Source organism: Pseudomonas sp. HP_08 (genome assembly GCF_055284095.1).
In genome coordinates this window covers 33,713-51,510 of the sequence record NZ_JBTOQC010000010.1, presented here as the reverse complement: position 1 = coordinate 51,510, position 17,798 = coordinate 33,713, and the positions used below count along the sequence as shown (strand labels likewise).

General features: G+C 66.7%; 1 protein-coding gene. It reads right to left on the bottom strand.

The window, feature by feature from the left end; genetic code table 11:
- Nucleotides 1-390: 390 nt before the first annotated feature.
- Complete coding sequence (locus ACYAS9_RS10430) at nt 391-17,496, bottom strand: BapA/Bap/LapF family large adhesin (protein WP_463568216.1); 17,106 nt, start codon at nt 17,494-17,496, stop codon at nt 391-393.
- Between the last annotated feature and the right edge of the window lie 302 nt (nt 17,497-17,798).

Genomic DNA, 17,798 nt, shown 5'->3' with positions numbered 1-17,798 from the left:
AAGACAGGTTGCGCGGCTGGCGCAGGTGCAAGCGAGCCCTGGTCCTGAGACGGCTTTTGTAGCCGGCTAGGGCTGACCTCTAACAAGGCAGGGTCTATCGGTGGTTCTATGACGCGGGCCCGGTGCCGGTCAAGCAGCGTGGCCATGATGCCTTCGCCTTGCTGGTAGATAGCGGACACGTCCTGGACGGTATCCGGCTGTTGCGGTGTGGCTGGAGATGGAGCGGCTGTCGGTGGTTGTGCGCCGACGGCGGTATGGCTGTTGAGCAGCGTGGCCATCGCCAACAGGGCGACGGGCGCGTGTCGGGTAATGCAGGCATAAGCTGGCTTCACAATATCCCTTACTGATTAATACCGGCGCACTGCCCCCGCAGTGCGCCGTGTCCTTGCGTTACACCACGTGAATACCGTTCTGCACCCAAAGGTGATGAGTCGGATCCTCCTGTGGTGTGTACTGGGTGTATTGAAGACCATCAGCCAGCTGTGTGCCATCAGTCGCCCATGTTCCGCTCAAATGCACGCTGTCCTGAGCGCTGCCCTTGATCAGCAACGTGCTGTTATCGGCGTCCGTGACCGCCACCAGATCGGCCAGGTTCAGGGTCAGGTTGACCGAACTGGTGGTGTTGAGGTCGATCACCTCGATGTTGCTCAACCGGCCGTGCAGGTTGGCCAGGTTGATGCTTGCATCGCCACCGGCCCAGAGCAGGGTATCGGTGCCGGTGCCGCCATCGACCGAAGCAAAGTTCAGGTCGCTGATGATCAAGGTGTCGTTGCCGGCCCCGCCATGCAGGGTCACCGCGCCACCGGCCGAACCGTCGAGGGTGTCGTTGCCGCTGGTGCCGATGTGTTCCTCGGCACCGGTGCTGGCTGCCAGCGTGCTGGCCGACAGGTCATCGGTATCGGCACTGGCCAGTGCCATGCGTGAACTGACCGCACTGGCCTGATCCAGGTCGATGGTCAATGTCGCGGTATCGCTGCTGCCGTTCGGATGGGTCAACTTGTAGGTGAACGTTTCCTCCTGGCCGATCACCGCATCGGTCAGTCCCGGTTTGAGTGTGTAGGTGTAATTGCCGTTGGCCTGGACCAGCAGGGTGCCGTAGGTGCCGGTGATGCTGGTGCCGTTATAGCCCGGTTGCACATAGGTATTGGCCGCCGCCAGCACGCTCAGCACGGTGAGTGCCGAACCCAGCACATCGGCACCACCGCCTGCGGTGTCGGTGAGCAGGTTGCCCGAGACCGGTGTATAGCTGCCGACCACGAACTGGTTGTTATAGGTCACGGCGTTGATCAGCCCGACGCTCACGGTGCTGACCACCGACAGGCCGCCGACGCTGAGGTTGACCCGATAGCTGCCAGGCGTCTGGTCTTCGACGGTGACGCCATACACGCCGCCGCCCAGGTTGATCAGTGCGCCGCTGCCGGTCCAGTTCTTGACCAGCACATAGCTGCCACTGGCGTTTTGTTTGTACAGGCTCAGGTTGGTCGAACCCAGCAGCGACAGCAGGTTGCTGGAGGTGAGGGTCAGGGTCAGGTCACTGGTGGTATCTCCCGCTGCAACGTTGAAGAAATACTGACCCGAACCGCCCAGGCCGACCACCGAGGTCACCGAGCCCAGCGTCGAGGTGTTGCTGCCGGTCAGGTTGGCCAGGGTGATGTCGGTGCTGGCCACATCATTGCTGGCATCCAGCAGCAACGCCGGCGCCGCCAGGTTGGTGCTGCTCCAGACCTCGGTGGCCTGCGGGCTGTCGATGCGCACGTACAGCGTGGCGGTGTCGGACAGGCCATTGACCGGGTGCAGCAACTGATAGTTGAACACATCGACCTTGCCCACACTGCTGGCACTGCCGCTGGCCCGATAGCTGTAGTTGCCTTGTGCATCGATGGTCAGCGTGCCGTACAGGCCCTGAACCACCAGCCCGGTGCCGGCATTGGTATAGACCGGGTTGCCGTTGCTGGTGCTGGTCTGGATGCGCACCACGGCGGCGCTGTCGGGGCCGGTGATATCGGTGGTGCCATCGGTGCCGATGTCGCTGATCACGTTACCGGTGACGGCGGCACCCGCTGCGCCGTTGAACTGGCTCAGGCTGTTGATATCCAGCTGCAGCGTACTGTTGATGGTGGTCAACAGGGTCAGGCTGTTACTGGCCACGGTCAGCCGGTAGCTGCCGGCCAGCAGTGTGCCGATATCCACGCGAACACCGGTGGACGACAGCACATCCAGGTTGATCAGTCCGCCACTGGTGGCGGTGCTCAGGGTTACCCAGGCACCGCTACTGTCCTGTACCTGCAAGGTGAAGGTGGCCCTGGCGCCCAGGTCCAGTACACCGCCGCTGGTCAGGGTCAGCAGCGGGTCGCCGGTGGTGCCGCTGTCGACCGTGAAGTTGAAGGTGTGAGTGAAGCCCAGGCCGACCAGGCTAGGGAACGACTCGGTGAAGGTGCGTGTAGTGGTCACCGCCGCCAGGTTGACGGTGGCGGTGGTCAGGTTATCGCTGGCCACCACCGGCAGGTTGACGTCGATATCGGCGGCGATCAGGGTCACGTTCGGTGCCTGGTTGCCACTTCTGTCGGCGACGCCGACGGTCAGGGTTTCACCGTTGATCTGCGCCCCGGACAAGCCAACGGTAAAGCTGCCGTCGGCCAGCGCGGTGGTGCTGCCCAGGCTGACGCCGGCGGCGTTTTTCACCGTCACGGTGGCGAAGGCCTCGGCGGTCCCGGTCACGCTCAGGCCGTCGACCGACAGCGCAATACCGCTGGCTGCCGGAGGCGGGGTCAGGTCCGGTGCGGTCACGGTCAGCGCCGGCGATGCGTTATTGGCAGCGTCCAGTTGAGTGACGCTCAACACCTGGCTGTCGATCAGTGCCGGGCTGAGCACCAGCGACCAGCTGCCGTCGGCGGCCACCAGTGCCGTGCCCAGCCGGGTTCCGCCGGCATTGCTCACCGCGATGCGGTCGCCGGCAATGCCGGTGCCGCTGATCAGGCTGCCAGTGGTGTTGATCACCGCTGTGGCCGGTGCAATCGGCGGCGTGGTATCGGGTGCGATGACCGTGGCCGGCAGCGAGACGTTCTGGGCGGCGTCGGTGAGCCGTACGCTCAACACCTCGCCATCGGTCTGCGCAGGATTGAGTGCGATGGTGAACAAACCATTGCTGCCGACCGTGCCGCTGCCCAGCAGCACATTACCGGCATCGCGGACTTCGACCCGCGCACCGGCTTCACCGTTGCCGCTGAGGCTGGCGCCACCGGCGGCGACCACCAGGTTGCTGGCAAGCACTGGAGCAAGGGTGTCGCCCGCCGTGGCGGTGATCACCGGCGACGAATTACCCGCGCCATCGGCCTGGCGCACACTGAGCACCTGACCGTTGAGCTGCGCGGTCGAGAGCTGCACGCTGAAGCTGCCATCGCTGCCGACCACGGCATTGCCCAAGGCAGTACCGAGCGCATTGGTGACAAACACCGTGGCGCCGGCTTCGCCGTTACCGGTCAGTTGCAGGCCGCTGCCGACGATGGCCAGGTTAGTAGGAACGGCCGGGGCTGTGACATCCGGCGCGGTCACGCTGGCGGTGGGCGAGACGTTTTGCGCCGCATCGGTCAGGGTGACCCGCAACACTTCGCCATTGAGCTGGGCCGCGCCGGTAAGTGCCACGCTGAAGGTGCCGCCGGCAGTGACGATGCCAGTGCCGATGACGGTGCCCGCCGCATTCAGCACCTGCACACTGGCGCCGGCTTCACCGTTGCCGGTCAACAGGGTGCCAGCGCCGGTGACCGCCAGGTTACTGGCCAGCAGCGGAGCGATGGTATCGATCGCGGTGACCTGCACCGGGGTCGAGCTGTTGCCGGCCGCGTCGGTTTGCACGGCATCCAGTATCTGGCCATTGGTCTGGGCGCTGCTCAGGGTCGCGCTGAAGCTGCCATTGCTGGCCACTGTCGCCCGGCCCAGTTCCACACCGACCGCATTGCTGATAATCACGGTCGCGCCGGCTTCCCCGGTGCCGGTCACGACGGTGCCGGCCGGGTTGAGTGCCACGTTGGCCAGCGGCACCGGATCGGTGTTGTCCAGCGCATTGACGAACACCGGACTGGAATCGCCACCCACGGCCAGGTTGGCGGTGACCTTGATCTGCTCACCGTTGACCTGTGCCGGCAAGGTCACGCTGAAGCTGTTGTCGGGCAGCACGATGGTGGTGCCCAGCAGCGTGCCGTCGGCGGCGTTGACATTGATCCGCACCCCGGCCGTGCTTTGCCCGGTGAGAAGGGTGCCGTCGGCCGACAACTGCACGTTGATCGGCGCTTGCGGTGGTGGAATCAGCGGCACGATCAGCGTGACTGGCAGCGACACATTGGGCACCGGTGCGGTGTCGGCCTGGGTCACGTTCAGCACTTGCAACGGCGACGCAGCGGCGTTGAAGGTCACGGTAAAGGTGCCATCGGCGGCCACTAGTGCAGTGCCGATGACATCGCTGCCGCGAGTAACCGTAACGGTGGCGCCGGCTTCGCCCAGGCCCGAAAGCTGGGTGTAGCCCGAGTTGAGCGCCACGTTGGAGACCAGCAGTGGCGCGGTGGTGTCCACCGAATTGACGGTCAGGGTCGCCGCATTACCAGCAGCATCGCTGGCGATCACGGTCAGTGGCGCGCCGGTGATCTGTGGCGAACCCAGGGGAATCACCGTCGCACCCGGCACGGTAATCAGTGCCGAGCCCAGCGTCGTGCCGTCGGCGGCCTTGACCGTCACGGTGCTGCCGACCTCGGCAATCACGCTGACGGTGGTGGCGGTCGGCAGGCCGACAATCGCCAGGTTCGGTGCGGTGATGTCTGTCGCGGTCAGGGTCACGGCCGGCGAGGGCAGGTTGGCGCCGTCGGTCTGTACCACGCTGAGCAACTGGCCGTTGAGCTGTGGGATGCCCAGGTTGACGCTGAACGTGCCGTCGGCGCCGACCACGGTTGAACTGCCCAGCACGGTGCCACCGACCTGGACCACCACGGTGGCACCGGCTTCACCGGTGCCGGTCAGCACCAGGCCATTGAGGCTCAGTGCCAGGTTGGCGACTGCGGCGGGCGGGGTGATGTCCGCCACCGGCAAGGTGGCATCGGCCGAGACATTGCCTGCCACATCGGCCTGGCGAACGCTCAGCGCGCCGCCATTGAGCTGCGGCGCACTCAGGCCAATGCTGAAGGTGCCGTCGCCGGCCACGGTGCCGATGCCCAGTACGGTCTGGGCAGCATTGCGCACGGTCACCGTGGCGCCAACTTCGCCGACGCCGGTGACGGTCAGGCCGTCGACACTCAGCACCAGGGTGCTCGGGGCGTTCGGTGCCGTGGTATCGGGAGCTGTCGTGGTGGCGCTCGGCGAAGGATTACCCGCCGCATCGGTTTGCACCACGGTCAGCAGCTGGCCGTTCAGTTGTGGCGTATTCAAGCCCACGTTGAAGGTGCCGTTGGCGGCCACCAGCGCGGTACCCAGGCTGGTGTTGCCATTGAACACCTGGACCGTCGCCCCGGCTTCACCGGTGCCGGTCAACTGATTGCCCTGGGCGTTGACTTGCAGGTTGGTCACGGCGGCCGGCGGGGTAAGGTCCGGCGCGTTCAGGGTCAGCACCGGCGAGATGTTTTGCGCGGCGTCGATCACCACCACCTGCAACGGTTCTTTATTGATCAGCGGCGGATTGACCGCGATCACGAAGCTGCCGTCAGGGTTGGCGGTGACACTGCCTACCAGCGTGCCATCGGCACGGGTGACGCGCACAGTGGCGCCGGCTTCGGCGACACCCGTGATGGCGCTGCCGGCGGCATTGATTGTACCGGTGGCCACTGCCGGTGGCGTCAGGTCCGGTGCCACAGGGTTGCTGACCGGGCTGAGGTTGCCAGCGGTATCGGCCTGCTGAACGCTCAGCACTTGCAGATTGATTTGCGCAGGCGTCAACGACACGCTGAACGAGCCGTCGGCGAGCACGGTGGCGGTGCCCAGCACGGTGCCGCTGACACTGCGCACGGTCACCAGCGCCCCGGCCTCGCCGTTGCCGGTGACCCAGGTGCCGGTCGGGTCGACCTGCACGTTCTGCAAGCCCAGCGGGGCGGTGCTGTCCGGTGCGGTCAGGCTGCTGGCCGGCGAGACATTACCGCTGCTGTCGGCCTGGGTCAGGCTGATGGTCTGGCCATTGAGCAACGGAGTGGCGAGCACCAGGGTAAACGCACCGGTCGGGCCGACGACAACGCTGTCAGCGCCGTTGCCCACCCTTACCGTGGCGCCGGGTTCGCCGCGTCCGGTGATGGTCACGCCATCGCTGGCGAACACCAGATTGCTCAAGACCAGCGGGGCGATGCTGTCCGCAGCGGTCAGCGCGGTGACCGGCGATACGTTGCCTGCCGCATCGGTCAGGGTCACGGCCAGTTGTTCGCCATTGAGCTGCGGTGTATTCAGGGTGATCTGGAAGGTGCCATCGACGCGGACCACGCCGGTGCCCAGCACGGTGCCGGCGCCATTGCTGACACTGACGGTGGTGCCCGCTTCGCCGCTACCGGACAACTGCGTACCGGTGCTGCTCAGGCTAAGCCCGGTGGCAGCCAGAGGCGCAATGCGGTCGGCGGCGATCAGGCTGACCGCGACCGACTCGTTCTGGGCCGCATCGGTCTGGGTCAGGCTCAACACCTGGCCGTTGAGTTGCGGGGCCGACAGGGTGGCGCTGAAAGTGCCGTTGGCGGCCACAATCGCGGTGCCCAGGTCTGCGCCATTGGCGGCGCTGATGGTCACCGTGGCGCCGGCTTCACCGCGGCCGGTGACGGTCAGGCCATCCGCCGACAAGCGATAGTCGGTCAGCGCGTTCGGTGCGGTGACATCCGCCGCCAGCAGTTGGGTCGACAGCGAACTGTAGCCAGCGCTGTTGCTGGCCGAAACGTTCAAGGTCTCGCCATTGAGCTGCGCGGTGCTCAGCGTCACGCTGAAGCTGCCGTCGGCGGCCACCAGCGCGGTGCCCAATACCTGGCCGTTCAGGCCAAGCACGGCAACGGTCGAACCGGCGGTGCCGGTCCCGCTGACGGTCAGGCCATTGGCGCTCAGGCTCAGGTTGCTCGGGGTGTCGGGCGCCAGATTGCCCGGTGCTGTGACACTGGCAGTGGCCGAGTCGTTGCCGGCCGCATCGCTCTGCACCACGCCCAGTACGCTGCCTGTGGCGGCCGCCGGGCTCAGGGTGACGCTGAAGGTGCCGTTGGCCGCCACGGTGGTGGTGCCCAGCACGGTGCCGCTGGCGTTGGTCACCGTGACCGTTGCGCCGGCTTCACCGAGCCCGGTCAGGGTGGCGCCGTTGGCCGCTACGGCCAGCGCAGAGACCAGCGCCGGCGGGGTCAGGTCGGCGGCCAGCAGGCTGGCGCTGGCCGAGACATTGCCCGCCGCATCGCGGGCATTGACGCTCAGGGTCTGGGCGTTGAGTTGCGCCTCGTTCAGGGTCAACTGGAACAGGCCGTTGGCAGCCACCACGGCGCTGCCGAGCAGCCGGCCATTGGCATCGCTGACATTGATGGTGCTGCCGGCTTCGCCGCGACCGGTCACTTGCAGGCCGGTGGCGTTGAGCACCAACAGATCCGGAGTGGCTGGCGGGGTGATGTCGGGCGCGGTCACGTTGACCGATGGGCCTTCGTTGCCCGGTGGGTCTTCCTGGTTGACGGTCAGCAACTGAGCATTCAGTTGCGCGCTGGTCAGGGTCACGCTGAAACCGCCGTTGGCGCCTACCAGCGCGCTGCCCAGCACGGTGCCGCTGACATTGCGTACGAACACGGTAGCGCCCGGCTCGCCATTGCCGCTCACGGTCAGGCCGTCGGCATTGATCGCGACATTGGCCAGCGCGGCGGGCGGGGTGATATCCGGGGCGTTGAAATTGACCTCGGGCGACACATTTCCGGCCGCGTCGGTCTGGGCGACTTCAAGGGTCTGGCCATTGGTGGGCGCAGGGTTGAGGGTCACGCTGAAGCTGCCGTTGCTGGCCACAGTCGCGCTGCCCAGCACGTTACCGTTGGCGTCTTGCACGCGCACGGTCGCGCCGGCTTCGCCCCGGCCGACCAGCGAGGTGGCATCGGCGCTCAAGACCAGGTTGGTCACCGCTGCCGGTGGGGTCTGGTCCACGGTGGCCAGGCTGGCGGCCGGTGAAACGTGGTTGGCCGCATCGGTCAATTGCACCTGCAAGGGCGCACCGGTCAGTTGCGGTTGCGGCAGGCTGATCTGGAAGTTGCCGCTGCCATCGACCACGCCACTGGCCAGCAGCGCACCGTTGGCATCGCGGATTTGCACGGTGGTGCCGGCTTCGCCCTTGCCGGTCACCACGGTGCCGGCGGCATTGATGGCCAGGTCGGTCGGTGCGGCAGGGGCTTGCAGGTCCGGCGCACTGGTGGTGGCCGCCGGCGAGGTGTTGTTGCCGCCGTCGGTCTGGGTCACTGACAGCGACTGGGCGTTCTGCGGTGCAGGGTTGAGGGTGGCGGTAAAGGTGCCTGTGCTGCTGGCGATGGCGGTGCCGAGCACGCTGCCATCCGGGCCGCGCACAGTGATGCTGGCACCGGCTTCGGCACGCCCGGTGATGAAGCTGCCGTCGGCGCTGACCACCAGGTTGGTCGGTGCATCGGGTGCGGTGGTGTCGGCGGCGAGCAAGGTTGCAGGCACCGAGTCCTGACCACCGGCACTGGCGATGGCCGACAGGGTCTGGCCGTTGGTCTGCGCCTGGGCCAGGGTGATGCTGAAGCTGCCGTCGGCACCGACCACCGCCGAGGTGCCGAGCAAGGTGCCGCCGCTGCCGGTGACCCGCACCACGGTGCCCGCTGCGGCCACACCGGTCAGGGTCAGGCCATCGGCCGACAGTTGCAGGCCGGTCGGGCTGGCGACGCTGTTGGCGTCGGGACCGGCCAGGGTTACAGCCGGTGATGCATTGCCGGCGGCATCGCTGGCCACCACGCTCAAGGTGTCGCCGGTGACCGCCGCGCTGGCCAGGGTGACGGTGAAGGTGCCGTTGCTGTCGACCGTCGCGCTGCCCAGCGACACGCCATTGCGCGTCACGTTGACAGTCGAACCGGCCTCGCCAGTCCCCGACACGGTCAAGCCGTCCGGGCTGATCGCCAGGTTGCCGACCGCCGCCGGTGGCGTGCTGTCGGGGGCGGTGTATTCCAGCGGCGGCGAGCTGCGGCCATTGCCGTCGCTGACCACCAGTTCCAGCTGTTGGCCGTTCAGTTGCGCGCTGCCCAGGGTCACGCTGAAGCTGCCGTCAGGTTGCACCACGGCACTGCCCAGCGAGCTGCCATTGGCGGCATTGACCTGCACGGTGGTGCCCGGCGCTGCGGTGCCGGTCAGGGTCAGGCCGGTGGCATCGATGGCCAGGTTGTCTGGCTGATCCAGCGCGCCAAGAGTCGGCGCAGCGATGGTTTGCGCAGGCGAGACGTTATTACCGCCATCGGTCAGGGTGACGCTGAGCAACTGGCCGTTGAGCTGCGCAGGACTCAAGGTGACCGAGAAGCTGCCGTTGGCAGCCACCAGCGCATCGCCCAGCGACACGCCGCCGGCGCCTGTGACCTTGACCGTGGTGCCGGCCTCGCCGGTGCCGGTCAGGGTCGCGCCATTGGCGCTGATTGCCAGATTGGCCACGGCCAGCGGGGCGGTGCTGTCCGGGGCGAGCAGGGCGGTGGCCGGCGACTGATTATTGCCGCCATCGGTCTGGATCACGCTCAGGCTCTGGCCATTGAGCTGTGCAGTCGTGAGGGTCAGGCTGAAGGTACCGTCGGCGGCAACCACGGCGGTGCCGATTTCAGTCCCGGCCGCGTTGCGCACGCTGATGGTTGCACCGGCCTCACCGGTGCCGGTCAGGTTCAGGCCATCGCTGGCCAACGACAGGTTGCCGGGCGCTGCCGGTGGCTGAATATCCGGTGCATCGAGGCTGGCGATCGGCGAGATATTACCGGCGGCATCGGTCTGAGTCAGCGTCAGAACCTGGCCGTTGCTTTGCGCCGGGTTGAGGCTGATCTCGAAGCGGCCATTGAGGCCGACCAGCGCGGTGCCAATCTGCACACCCGACTCATCGAATACCAGTACCCGGGCGCCGATTTCACCGTTGCCGCTGACCACGCCGCCATTGGCCGAAATCGCCAGGTTGGTCAGCAGATCAGGCGCAGTGGTGTCCACCGGCACGGTGGTGACCGGGTCGGAAATATTGCCGGCGGCGTCGGCCTGGACCACTTGCAAGGCTTCGCTGGCGCCCGGAACGGGCGACAGGGTCACGCTGAAGGTGCCATCGGCGGCGACCACGGCGGTGCCGAGCGAGGCACCACTGGCATCGCGCACGGTGACCCGCGCGCCGGGTTCGCCTTCACCGGTCAATTGCGTGCGATCGGCATTCAGCACCAGTTCGCTGACCGGTTGCGGTGCCTGGGTGTCAGGCACCTGGAATGTCACCGGCGTCGCATTTTCGCCGGCGGCCGAAACGGCACTCACCTCCAGCACCTGGCCGTTGTTCTGCACGCTGGCCAGGGTCACGCTGAACGTGCCGTCGGCGCCGACGATAGCGGTGCCCAGCACGTTGTTGTCCTGGTCGGTCACGGTAATGGTCGAGCCGGCCCGGCCGCTGCCGGTGAGCAAGGTACCGCCCGCATCCAGCGCCAGATTGGCCGGTTGCAGCGGCGCTTGCAGGTCCGGTGCGGTAATGCTCGACGGCGTGGAGGCATTGCCCTGCGCGTCGGTCAGAACGATTTGCAGGACCTGGCCCTGATTCTGGGCGCTGGCCAGCGGCACCGAGAAGCTGCCTGTGGCACCGACGATGGCCGAACCGAGCAGATTGCCGTCGGCATCCCGCACCGTCACGGTGGCGCCCGGTTCACCGCGGCCGCTGATCACCAGGCCATTGGTGTTGATGACCAGGCTGTCCGGCTGCGCTGGTGCGGTGGTATCGAATGCAGTCACTGCTGTCGGGATCGACTCGGCCCCGTTTGCGATCACCACGACATCCAGCACCTGGCCGTTGGTTTGTGGCGTGCCCAGCGGCACGCTGAAGGTGCCATCGGCGGCGACCACGGCACTGCCCAGCACGTTGCCATTGGCATCGCGCACTTCAACGGTGGTGCCGGCAACCCCGGTGCCGCTGACCACAGTGCCTTGCAGGTTGATGCTGACCGAGTCCGGTGCAACCGGGCCGCTGCCATCCGGGACGGTGACGGTGCTGTCGGGCGAGGTCAGGCCTGAGGCGTCGACTTGCGTCAGGTGCAGCACCTCGTTTTCAGCCACCGCCGGGTTCAGGGCAATGACGAAGCTGCCGTTGGCCGCGACCACACCGGTCGCCAGCACAACACCATTGGCATCGCGCACGGTCACGGTGGCGCCGGCCTGGCCTTTACCGGCCACGCTACTGCCGTCAGGGCTGACCACCAACGCGGTGACCGCCGCCGGCGCCGTGATGTCCGGTGCTGAAACCACCACGTTCGGCGCACTGTTGCCCGCCGCATCGCTGGCAGTCACGTCGAGCAGTTCACCATTGGTCTGACCGGGGGTCAGGGCCACGCTGAAGGTGCCGTCGGCATCGACGAGAGAAGAGCCGAGCAACAGGCCCGAGGCCGTGCGTACAAAGATGCGCAGGCCGGCAAAGGCCCGGCCGGTCAGGAACAACCCGTCGGCAGACACCGCAAGATCGACCGGTGGGTCTATCTGACCCAGGTCGGGCGCGGTGACCGTGACGCCGATCGAGGCGTTGCCAGCGGCGTCGGTGAGCACCACGCTCAGCAGTTGCCCGTCATGCTGGGCCTGGTTCAGGGTGATGCTGAACGTACCGTCGCTGCCGACGGTGCCGCTGCCCAGCAAGATGCCGGCGGCATTGGTGATCGCCACTTGTGCGCCGACCTCGCCACGCCCGGTCAGCACGGTGCCGTTGGTATTGATCACCAGGTCAAGCGCCGGGGCAGGCGGTGTGGTGTCGACCGGCGCGTCCGGTGCGGTGACAGTGCTGATCGGCGAGACATTGCCCGCCGGGTCGCGAGCCGACACGCTCACTATTTGTCCGTCGTCCAGCGCCGGGCTGAGGGTGATGGTGAAACTGCCGTCGGCGGCAGCCACGGCACTGCCGATCAGCGTACCGTCGGCGGCCCGAACCTGTACGGTCGAGCCGGCTTCAGCCTGGCCGCTGATCTGGCTGCCATCGGCATTGAACTGCAGACCGGCCGGTGCCACCGGCGCGGTGACATCCGCCACGGTCAACGACGTCGACGGTGAAGTGCCGCCGGCATCGCTTTGCACCACGCTCAGGGTTTCGCCGTTCAGCTGCGCGTTGCCCAGGGTCACGCTGAAGCTGCCATCGGCGGCAACCACTGCGGTGCCCAGCACGGCACCATCGGCGCCACGCACGGTAACGGTGGCACCGGCTTCGCCCGTCCCGGTCAGGGTCAGGCCATTGGCGCTCAGTTGCAGGCCGCCGGGTGCGGCGGGTACATCGACGCCATCGGGGGCGGTGGCCGAGGCCACTGGCGAGAGATTCCCGGCCGCGTCGGTCTGGCTGACCGACAGGACCTGGCCATCAAGCTGCGCTGTGCCCAGTGCAACGCTGAACGTGCCATCGGCGGCCACGACCGCGCTGCCCAGCACGCTGCCATCGGCCGCACGCACGGTGACGGTGGCGCCGGCCTCACCGGTGCCGCTCAGGGTCAGGCCATCGGCGCTGACCGACAGGCTGGCCGGCGCCACAGGTGCAGTGATGTCCGCCACGGTAATCGGTGTGGCCGGCGAAGCGCCGCCGGCATCGCTTTGCACCACGCTCAGGGTTTCGCCGTTCAGTTGGGCGCTGCCCAGCGTGATACTGAACGTACCGTCGGCGGCGACCACCGCGCTGCCCAGCACGCTGCCATCGGCCGCGCGCACGGTGACGGTGGCGCCGGCTTCACCGGTGCCACTCAGGGTCAGGCCATCGGCGCTGACCTGCAGGCCGGTCGGTGCAACAGGCGCGGTCACATCGGCGGCGGTGAACGAGGTCGAAGGCGAGGTGCCGCCGGCATCGCTCTGAACGACCGTGATCGTTTCGCCATTCAGTTGCGCGCTGCCCAGCGTGATGTTGAAAGTGCCGTCGGCCGCAACCACCGCGGTGCCGAGCGTTGCACCGTTTGCATCGCGCACAGTCACGGTGGCGCCGGCTTCGCCGGTACCGGTCAGGGTCAGGCCGTCTGCACTCAATTGCAGGCCGCCCGGCGCGGTGGGGACATCGACACCATCCGGTGCGGTGGCCGAGCCAACGGGCGAGACATTACCGGCGGCATCGGTCTGGACGACGCTCAGGGTCTGGCCGTCCAGTTGTGCGCTGCCCAGGGTGATGCTGAAACTGCCATTGGCCGCGACTACGGCGCTGCCCAGAACGGTGCCGTTGGCATCGCGCACGACGACGCTGGCGCCGGCTTCGCCTGTACCGGTCAGGGTCAGACCATCATTGCTGACCAGCAGACTGCCGGGTGCAGCAGGTGCGGTGACATCGGGAGCAGTCAAGGAAGTGGAAGGCGAAGTGCCGTCGGCATCGCTCTGAACGACACTGATTGTTTCGCCGTTCAACTGAGCGGCGCCCAAGGTAATGCTGAAAGTGCCGTCGGCCGCCACGACAGCGGTGCCCAGGACATTGCCATTGGCATCACGCACGGTGACGGTCGCACCGGCTTCGCCAGTCCCGGTCAAGGTCAAGCCGTCTGCGCTGAGTTGCAGGCCGGTCGGGGCGGTGGGTGCATCAACGCCATCTGGTGCGGTGGTCGAAGCAGTTGCCGAAAGGTTGCCCGCCGCATCGGTCTGGCTGACAGACAAGGTCTGGCCATCCACCTGAGCGGTGCCCAAGGTGATGCTGAAAGTGCCGTCAGCCGCCACAACCGCGCTGCCCAGCACGCTGCCGTCGGCTGCACGCACAGTAACGGTGGCGCCAGCTTCGCCTGTACCGGTCAGGGTCAAACCATCGTTGCTGACCAGCAGACTGCCGGGTGCAGCAGGTGCAGTGACGTCTGGAGCGGTCAGCGAAGTGGAAGGCGAGGTGCCGTCGGCATCGCTTTGAACGACACTGATCGTTTCGCCATTCAACTGAGCGGCGCCCAGCGTGATGCTGAAAGTGCCGTCGGCCGCGACGACAGCGGTGCCCAGGACATTGCCATTGGCATCACGCACGGTGACGGTCGCACCGGCTTCACCGGTACCGGTCAAGGTCAGGCCGTCTGCGCTGAGTTGTAGACCGGTCGGTGCAGTGGGCGCGTCAACGCCATCTGGCGCGGTGGTCGAGGCAACTGGCGAAAGGTTACCGGCCGCATCGGTCTGGCTGACGGACAAGGTCTGGCCATCCACCTGAGCGGTGCCCAGGGTGATGCTGAAAGTGCCGTCAGCCGCCACAATCGCGCTGCCCAGCACGCTGCCGTCGGCAGCGCGCACGGTGACAGTGGCGCCGGCTTCGCCTGTACCGGTCAGGGTCAGGCCATCGTTGCTGACCAGCAGACTGCCGGGTGCAGCAGGTGCAGTGACATCGGGAGCAGTCAAGGAAGTGGAAGGCGAGGTGCCGTCGGCATCGCTCTGAACGACAGTGATCGTTTCGCCGTTCAACTGAGCGGCGCCGAGGGTGATGCTGAAAGTCCCGTCGGCCGCGACGACAGCGGTGCCCAGGACATTGCCATTGGCATCACGCACGGTGACGGTCGCGCCGGCTTCACCAGTCCCGGTCAGGGTCAGACCATCGGCGCTGAGTTGCAGGCCGGTCGGGGCGGTAGGTGCATCAACGCCATCTGGTGCGGTGGTCGAAGCAACTGGCGAAAGATTGCCCGCCGCATCGGTCTGGCTGACAGACAAGGTCTGGCCATCCACCTGAGCGGTGCCCAAGGTGATGCTGAAAGTGCCGTCAGCCGCCACAATCGCGCTGCCCAGCACGCTGCCGTCGGCTGCACGCACGGTGACAGTGGCGCCGGCTTCGCCTGTACCGGTTAGGGTCAGGCCATCGTTGCTGACCAGCAGACTGCCGGGTGCAGCAGGTGCAGTGACATCGGGAGCTGTCAAGGAAGTGGAGGGCGAAGTGCCGTCGGCATCGCTCTGAACGACACTGATCGTTTCACCATTCAACTGAGCGGCGCCCAGCGTGATGCTGAAAGTGCCGTCGGCCGCCACGACAGCGGTGCCCAGGACATTGCCATTGGCATCACGCACGGTGACGGTCGCGCCGGCTTCACCGGTCCCGGTCAGGGTCAAACCATCGGCGCTGAGTTGCAGGCCGGTCGGGGCGGTAGGTGCATCAACGCCATCGGGCGCGGTAGTCGAAGCAGTTGCCGAAAGGTTACCGGCCGCATCGGTCTGGCTGACGGACAAGGTCTGGCCATCCACCTGCGCGGTGCCCAGAGTGATGCTGAAAGTGCCGTCAGCCGCAACAACTGCGCTGCCCAGCACACTGCCGTCGGCAGCGCGCACGGTAACGGTGGCGCCAGCTTCGCCGCGCCCGGTCAGGGTCAGGCCATCGCTGCTGACCAGCAGGCTGGTCGGTGCAGCCGGCGCGGTAACGTCGGCGGCGGTCAGCGAGGCGGACGGTGAGCTGTTGCCCAGCGCGTCGGTCTGCACGACGCTGAGGATTTCACCGTTCAGTTGTGCGCTGTTCAGGCCAATGCTGAAGGTGCCGTCAGCGGCAACCACGGCGGTGCCCAGTACGCTGCCATCGGCATTGCGCACGGTCACGGTGGCGCCGGGCTGGCCGGTGCCGGTCAGGGTCAGGCCGTCGCCGCTCAGTTGCAGGCCGGTCGGTGCGCCCGGGGCAGTGGCGCCGTCCGGGGCGGTGGCGGAGGCGCTGGGTGAGAGATTGCCGGCGGCATCGGTCTGGCTCACCGACAAGGTCTGGCCATCGGTCTGCGCGGTGCCCAGCGTGATGCTGAAGGTGCCGTTGGCCGCGACGATCGCGCTGCCCAGAATGCTGCCGTCGGCGGCACGGACGGTGACGGTCGCACCGGCTTCGCCACGACCGGTCAGGGTCAGGCCGTCGGCGCTGACCTGCAGGTTGCCCGGTGCATTGGGGGCGGTGACATCGGCAGCGGTAAAGGCCGCTGCGGGTGAGGTGCCGTCGGCGTTGCTTTGCACGACGCTGAGGGTTTCGCCGTTGAGCTGCGCGCTGCCCAGGGTAAGGCTGAAGGTACCATCGGCGGCGACGATGGCGGTGCCCAGCACGGCGCCATTGGCACCTCGCACGGTGACGGTGGCGCCGGCTTCACCGCGACCGCTGAGGGTCAGGCCATTAGCGCTCAGTTGCAGATTGGTCGGTGCATCGGGCACGTCGGCATCGTTGCCGTCGGGTGCCGTGGTCGAGGCTGCCGGCGAGGCATTGCCGGCGGCATCGGTCTGCACCACGTTCAGGGTCTGGCCATCGAGTTGCGCACTGCCTAGCGCCACGCTGAAGGTGCCGTTGGCCGCGACGATGGCGGTGCCGAGTACGGCGCCATTGGCGTCGCGCACAGTAACGGTGGCGCCGGCTTCACCGGTGCCGGTCAGTGTCAGGCCATTGGCGCTGACTTGCAGATTGGCAGGTGCCTCGGGCGCGGTGCTGTCGGCGGCGACGACCGACGCCTCGGGCGAGACATTGCCGGCCGCATCGGTCTGCTCGACGGTCAGGGCCTGGCCGTTCAGTTGCGCGCTGCCGAGCGGCACGCTGAAGGTGCCGTCGGCACCGACCACGGCGGTGCCCAGCACATTGCCATTGGCATCCCGTACGGTCACGGTGGCGCCGGCTTCACCGGTACCGGTCAGGGTCAGGCCGTCGGTGCTGACTTGCAGGTTGGCGGGCGCGACCGGGGCACTGGTGTCCGGTGCGGTGATCGGTGTGCCGGTTGAGGTGTTGCCATTGGGGTCGGTCTGATCGACCACCAGTGGCTCGCCATTGTTCTGCGGGGTGTCCAGCGGCACGGAGAAGTTGCCGTCGGCGCCGACCACCGCACTGCCCACCACGGTGCCGTCCGGGTTGCGCACGTTGACGGTCGCGCCCGGCGTACCGCTGCCGGTGAGGGTCAGGCCATCGGCCGACAGGCTCAGGTTGCCAGGTGCATCGGGGGCTGTGGCATCACCACCGCCGCCTCCGCCACCACCGCCGCCACTGGCTGCAGCGGCAGCACCGCCGGCACCGAGCAGGCCGAGGCCGGCAAAGGCGAAGGTCCTGGTCTCGCCGTCGACAATACCGGCGTCGGCAATCAGGCTATCGATCGAGGGAACTTCGGCAAAGGTGAAACCATTGAAAGGTTCGGCGCTGTACTGCGCCTGCCATAGCACGCCGTCCTCACCGACGAAGACGATGTCGCTGTGTGCACCCTCAGCGGCGGTGACAAAGAAGTTGCCGATGGTGACTTTCTCACCGGACTTCAGGGTCACAATCAGGTCCTGCCCGTTGCGATTGACCGACGCTATTTGCGAGGGCGCCACTGGCATCTGAATGACGCCAGGCTGTGCCATCTGAAAGCTGCCCCATTCCTTGGCGGCGATCTCGGAAGTAGCTTTGTCGGTAACTACGATATTGTCCATAACAACTCCTGTCCTTCCCCGTGTCCCCCTGTGGTCAGGTGTCAACTTTATCCAGCGTCACCAGACGGTGCAGTGTGCATAAGCCTGAGCAACGCTTGCGTGAATTCCCTGACGACAAGAGGTGTTCGATAACGCTCTGGATGGCTTCGGTATAGCAATGGAAATCAATCTTGTCAGAACAGTTTCAAGCACTTAGGTGGTGTAAGAGAGGTTTTGAACAATCGTCACTCACGGCAAACATCCACAAACACTGGGTTAATGGCATGTTGATATACAACTGACCGTTCGTCGGTTCGATATTT

Excerpts from the sequence above, each read along its gene's own strand:
- ACYAS9_RS10430 (WP_463568216.1), bottom strand. The coding sequence starts at position 17,496 with ATGGACAATATCGTAGTTACCGACAAAGCTACTTCCGAGATCGCCGCC.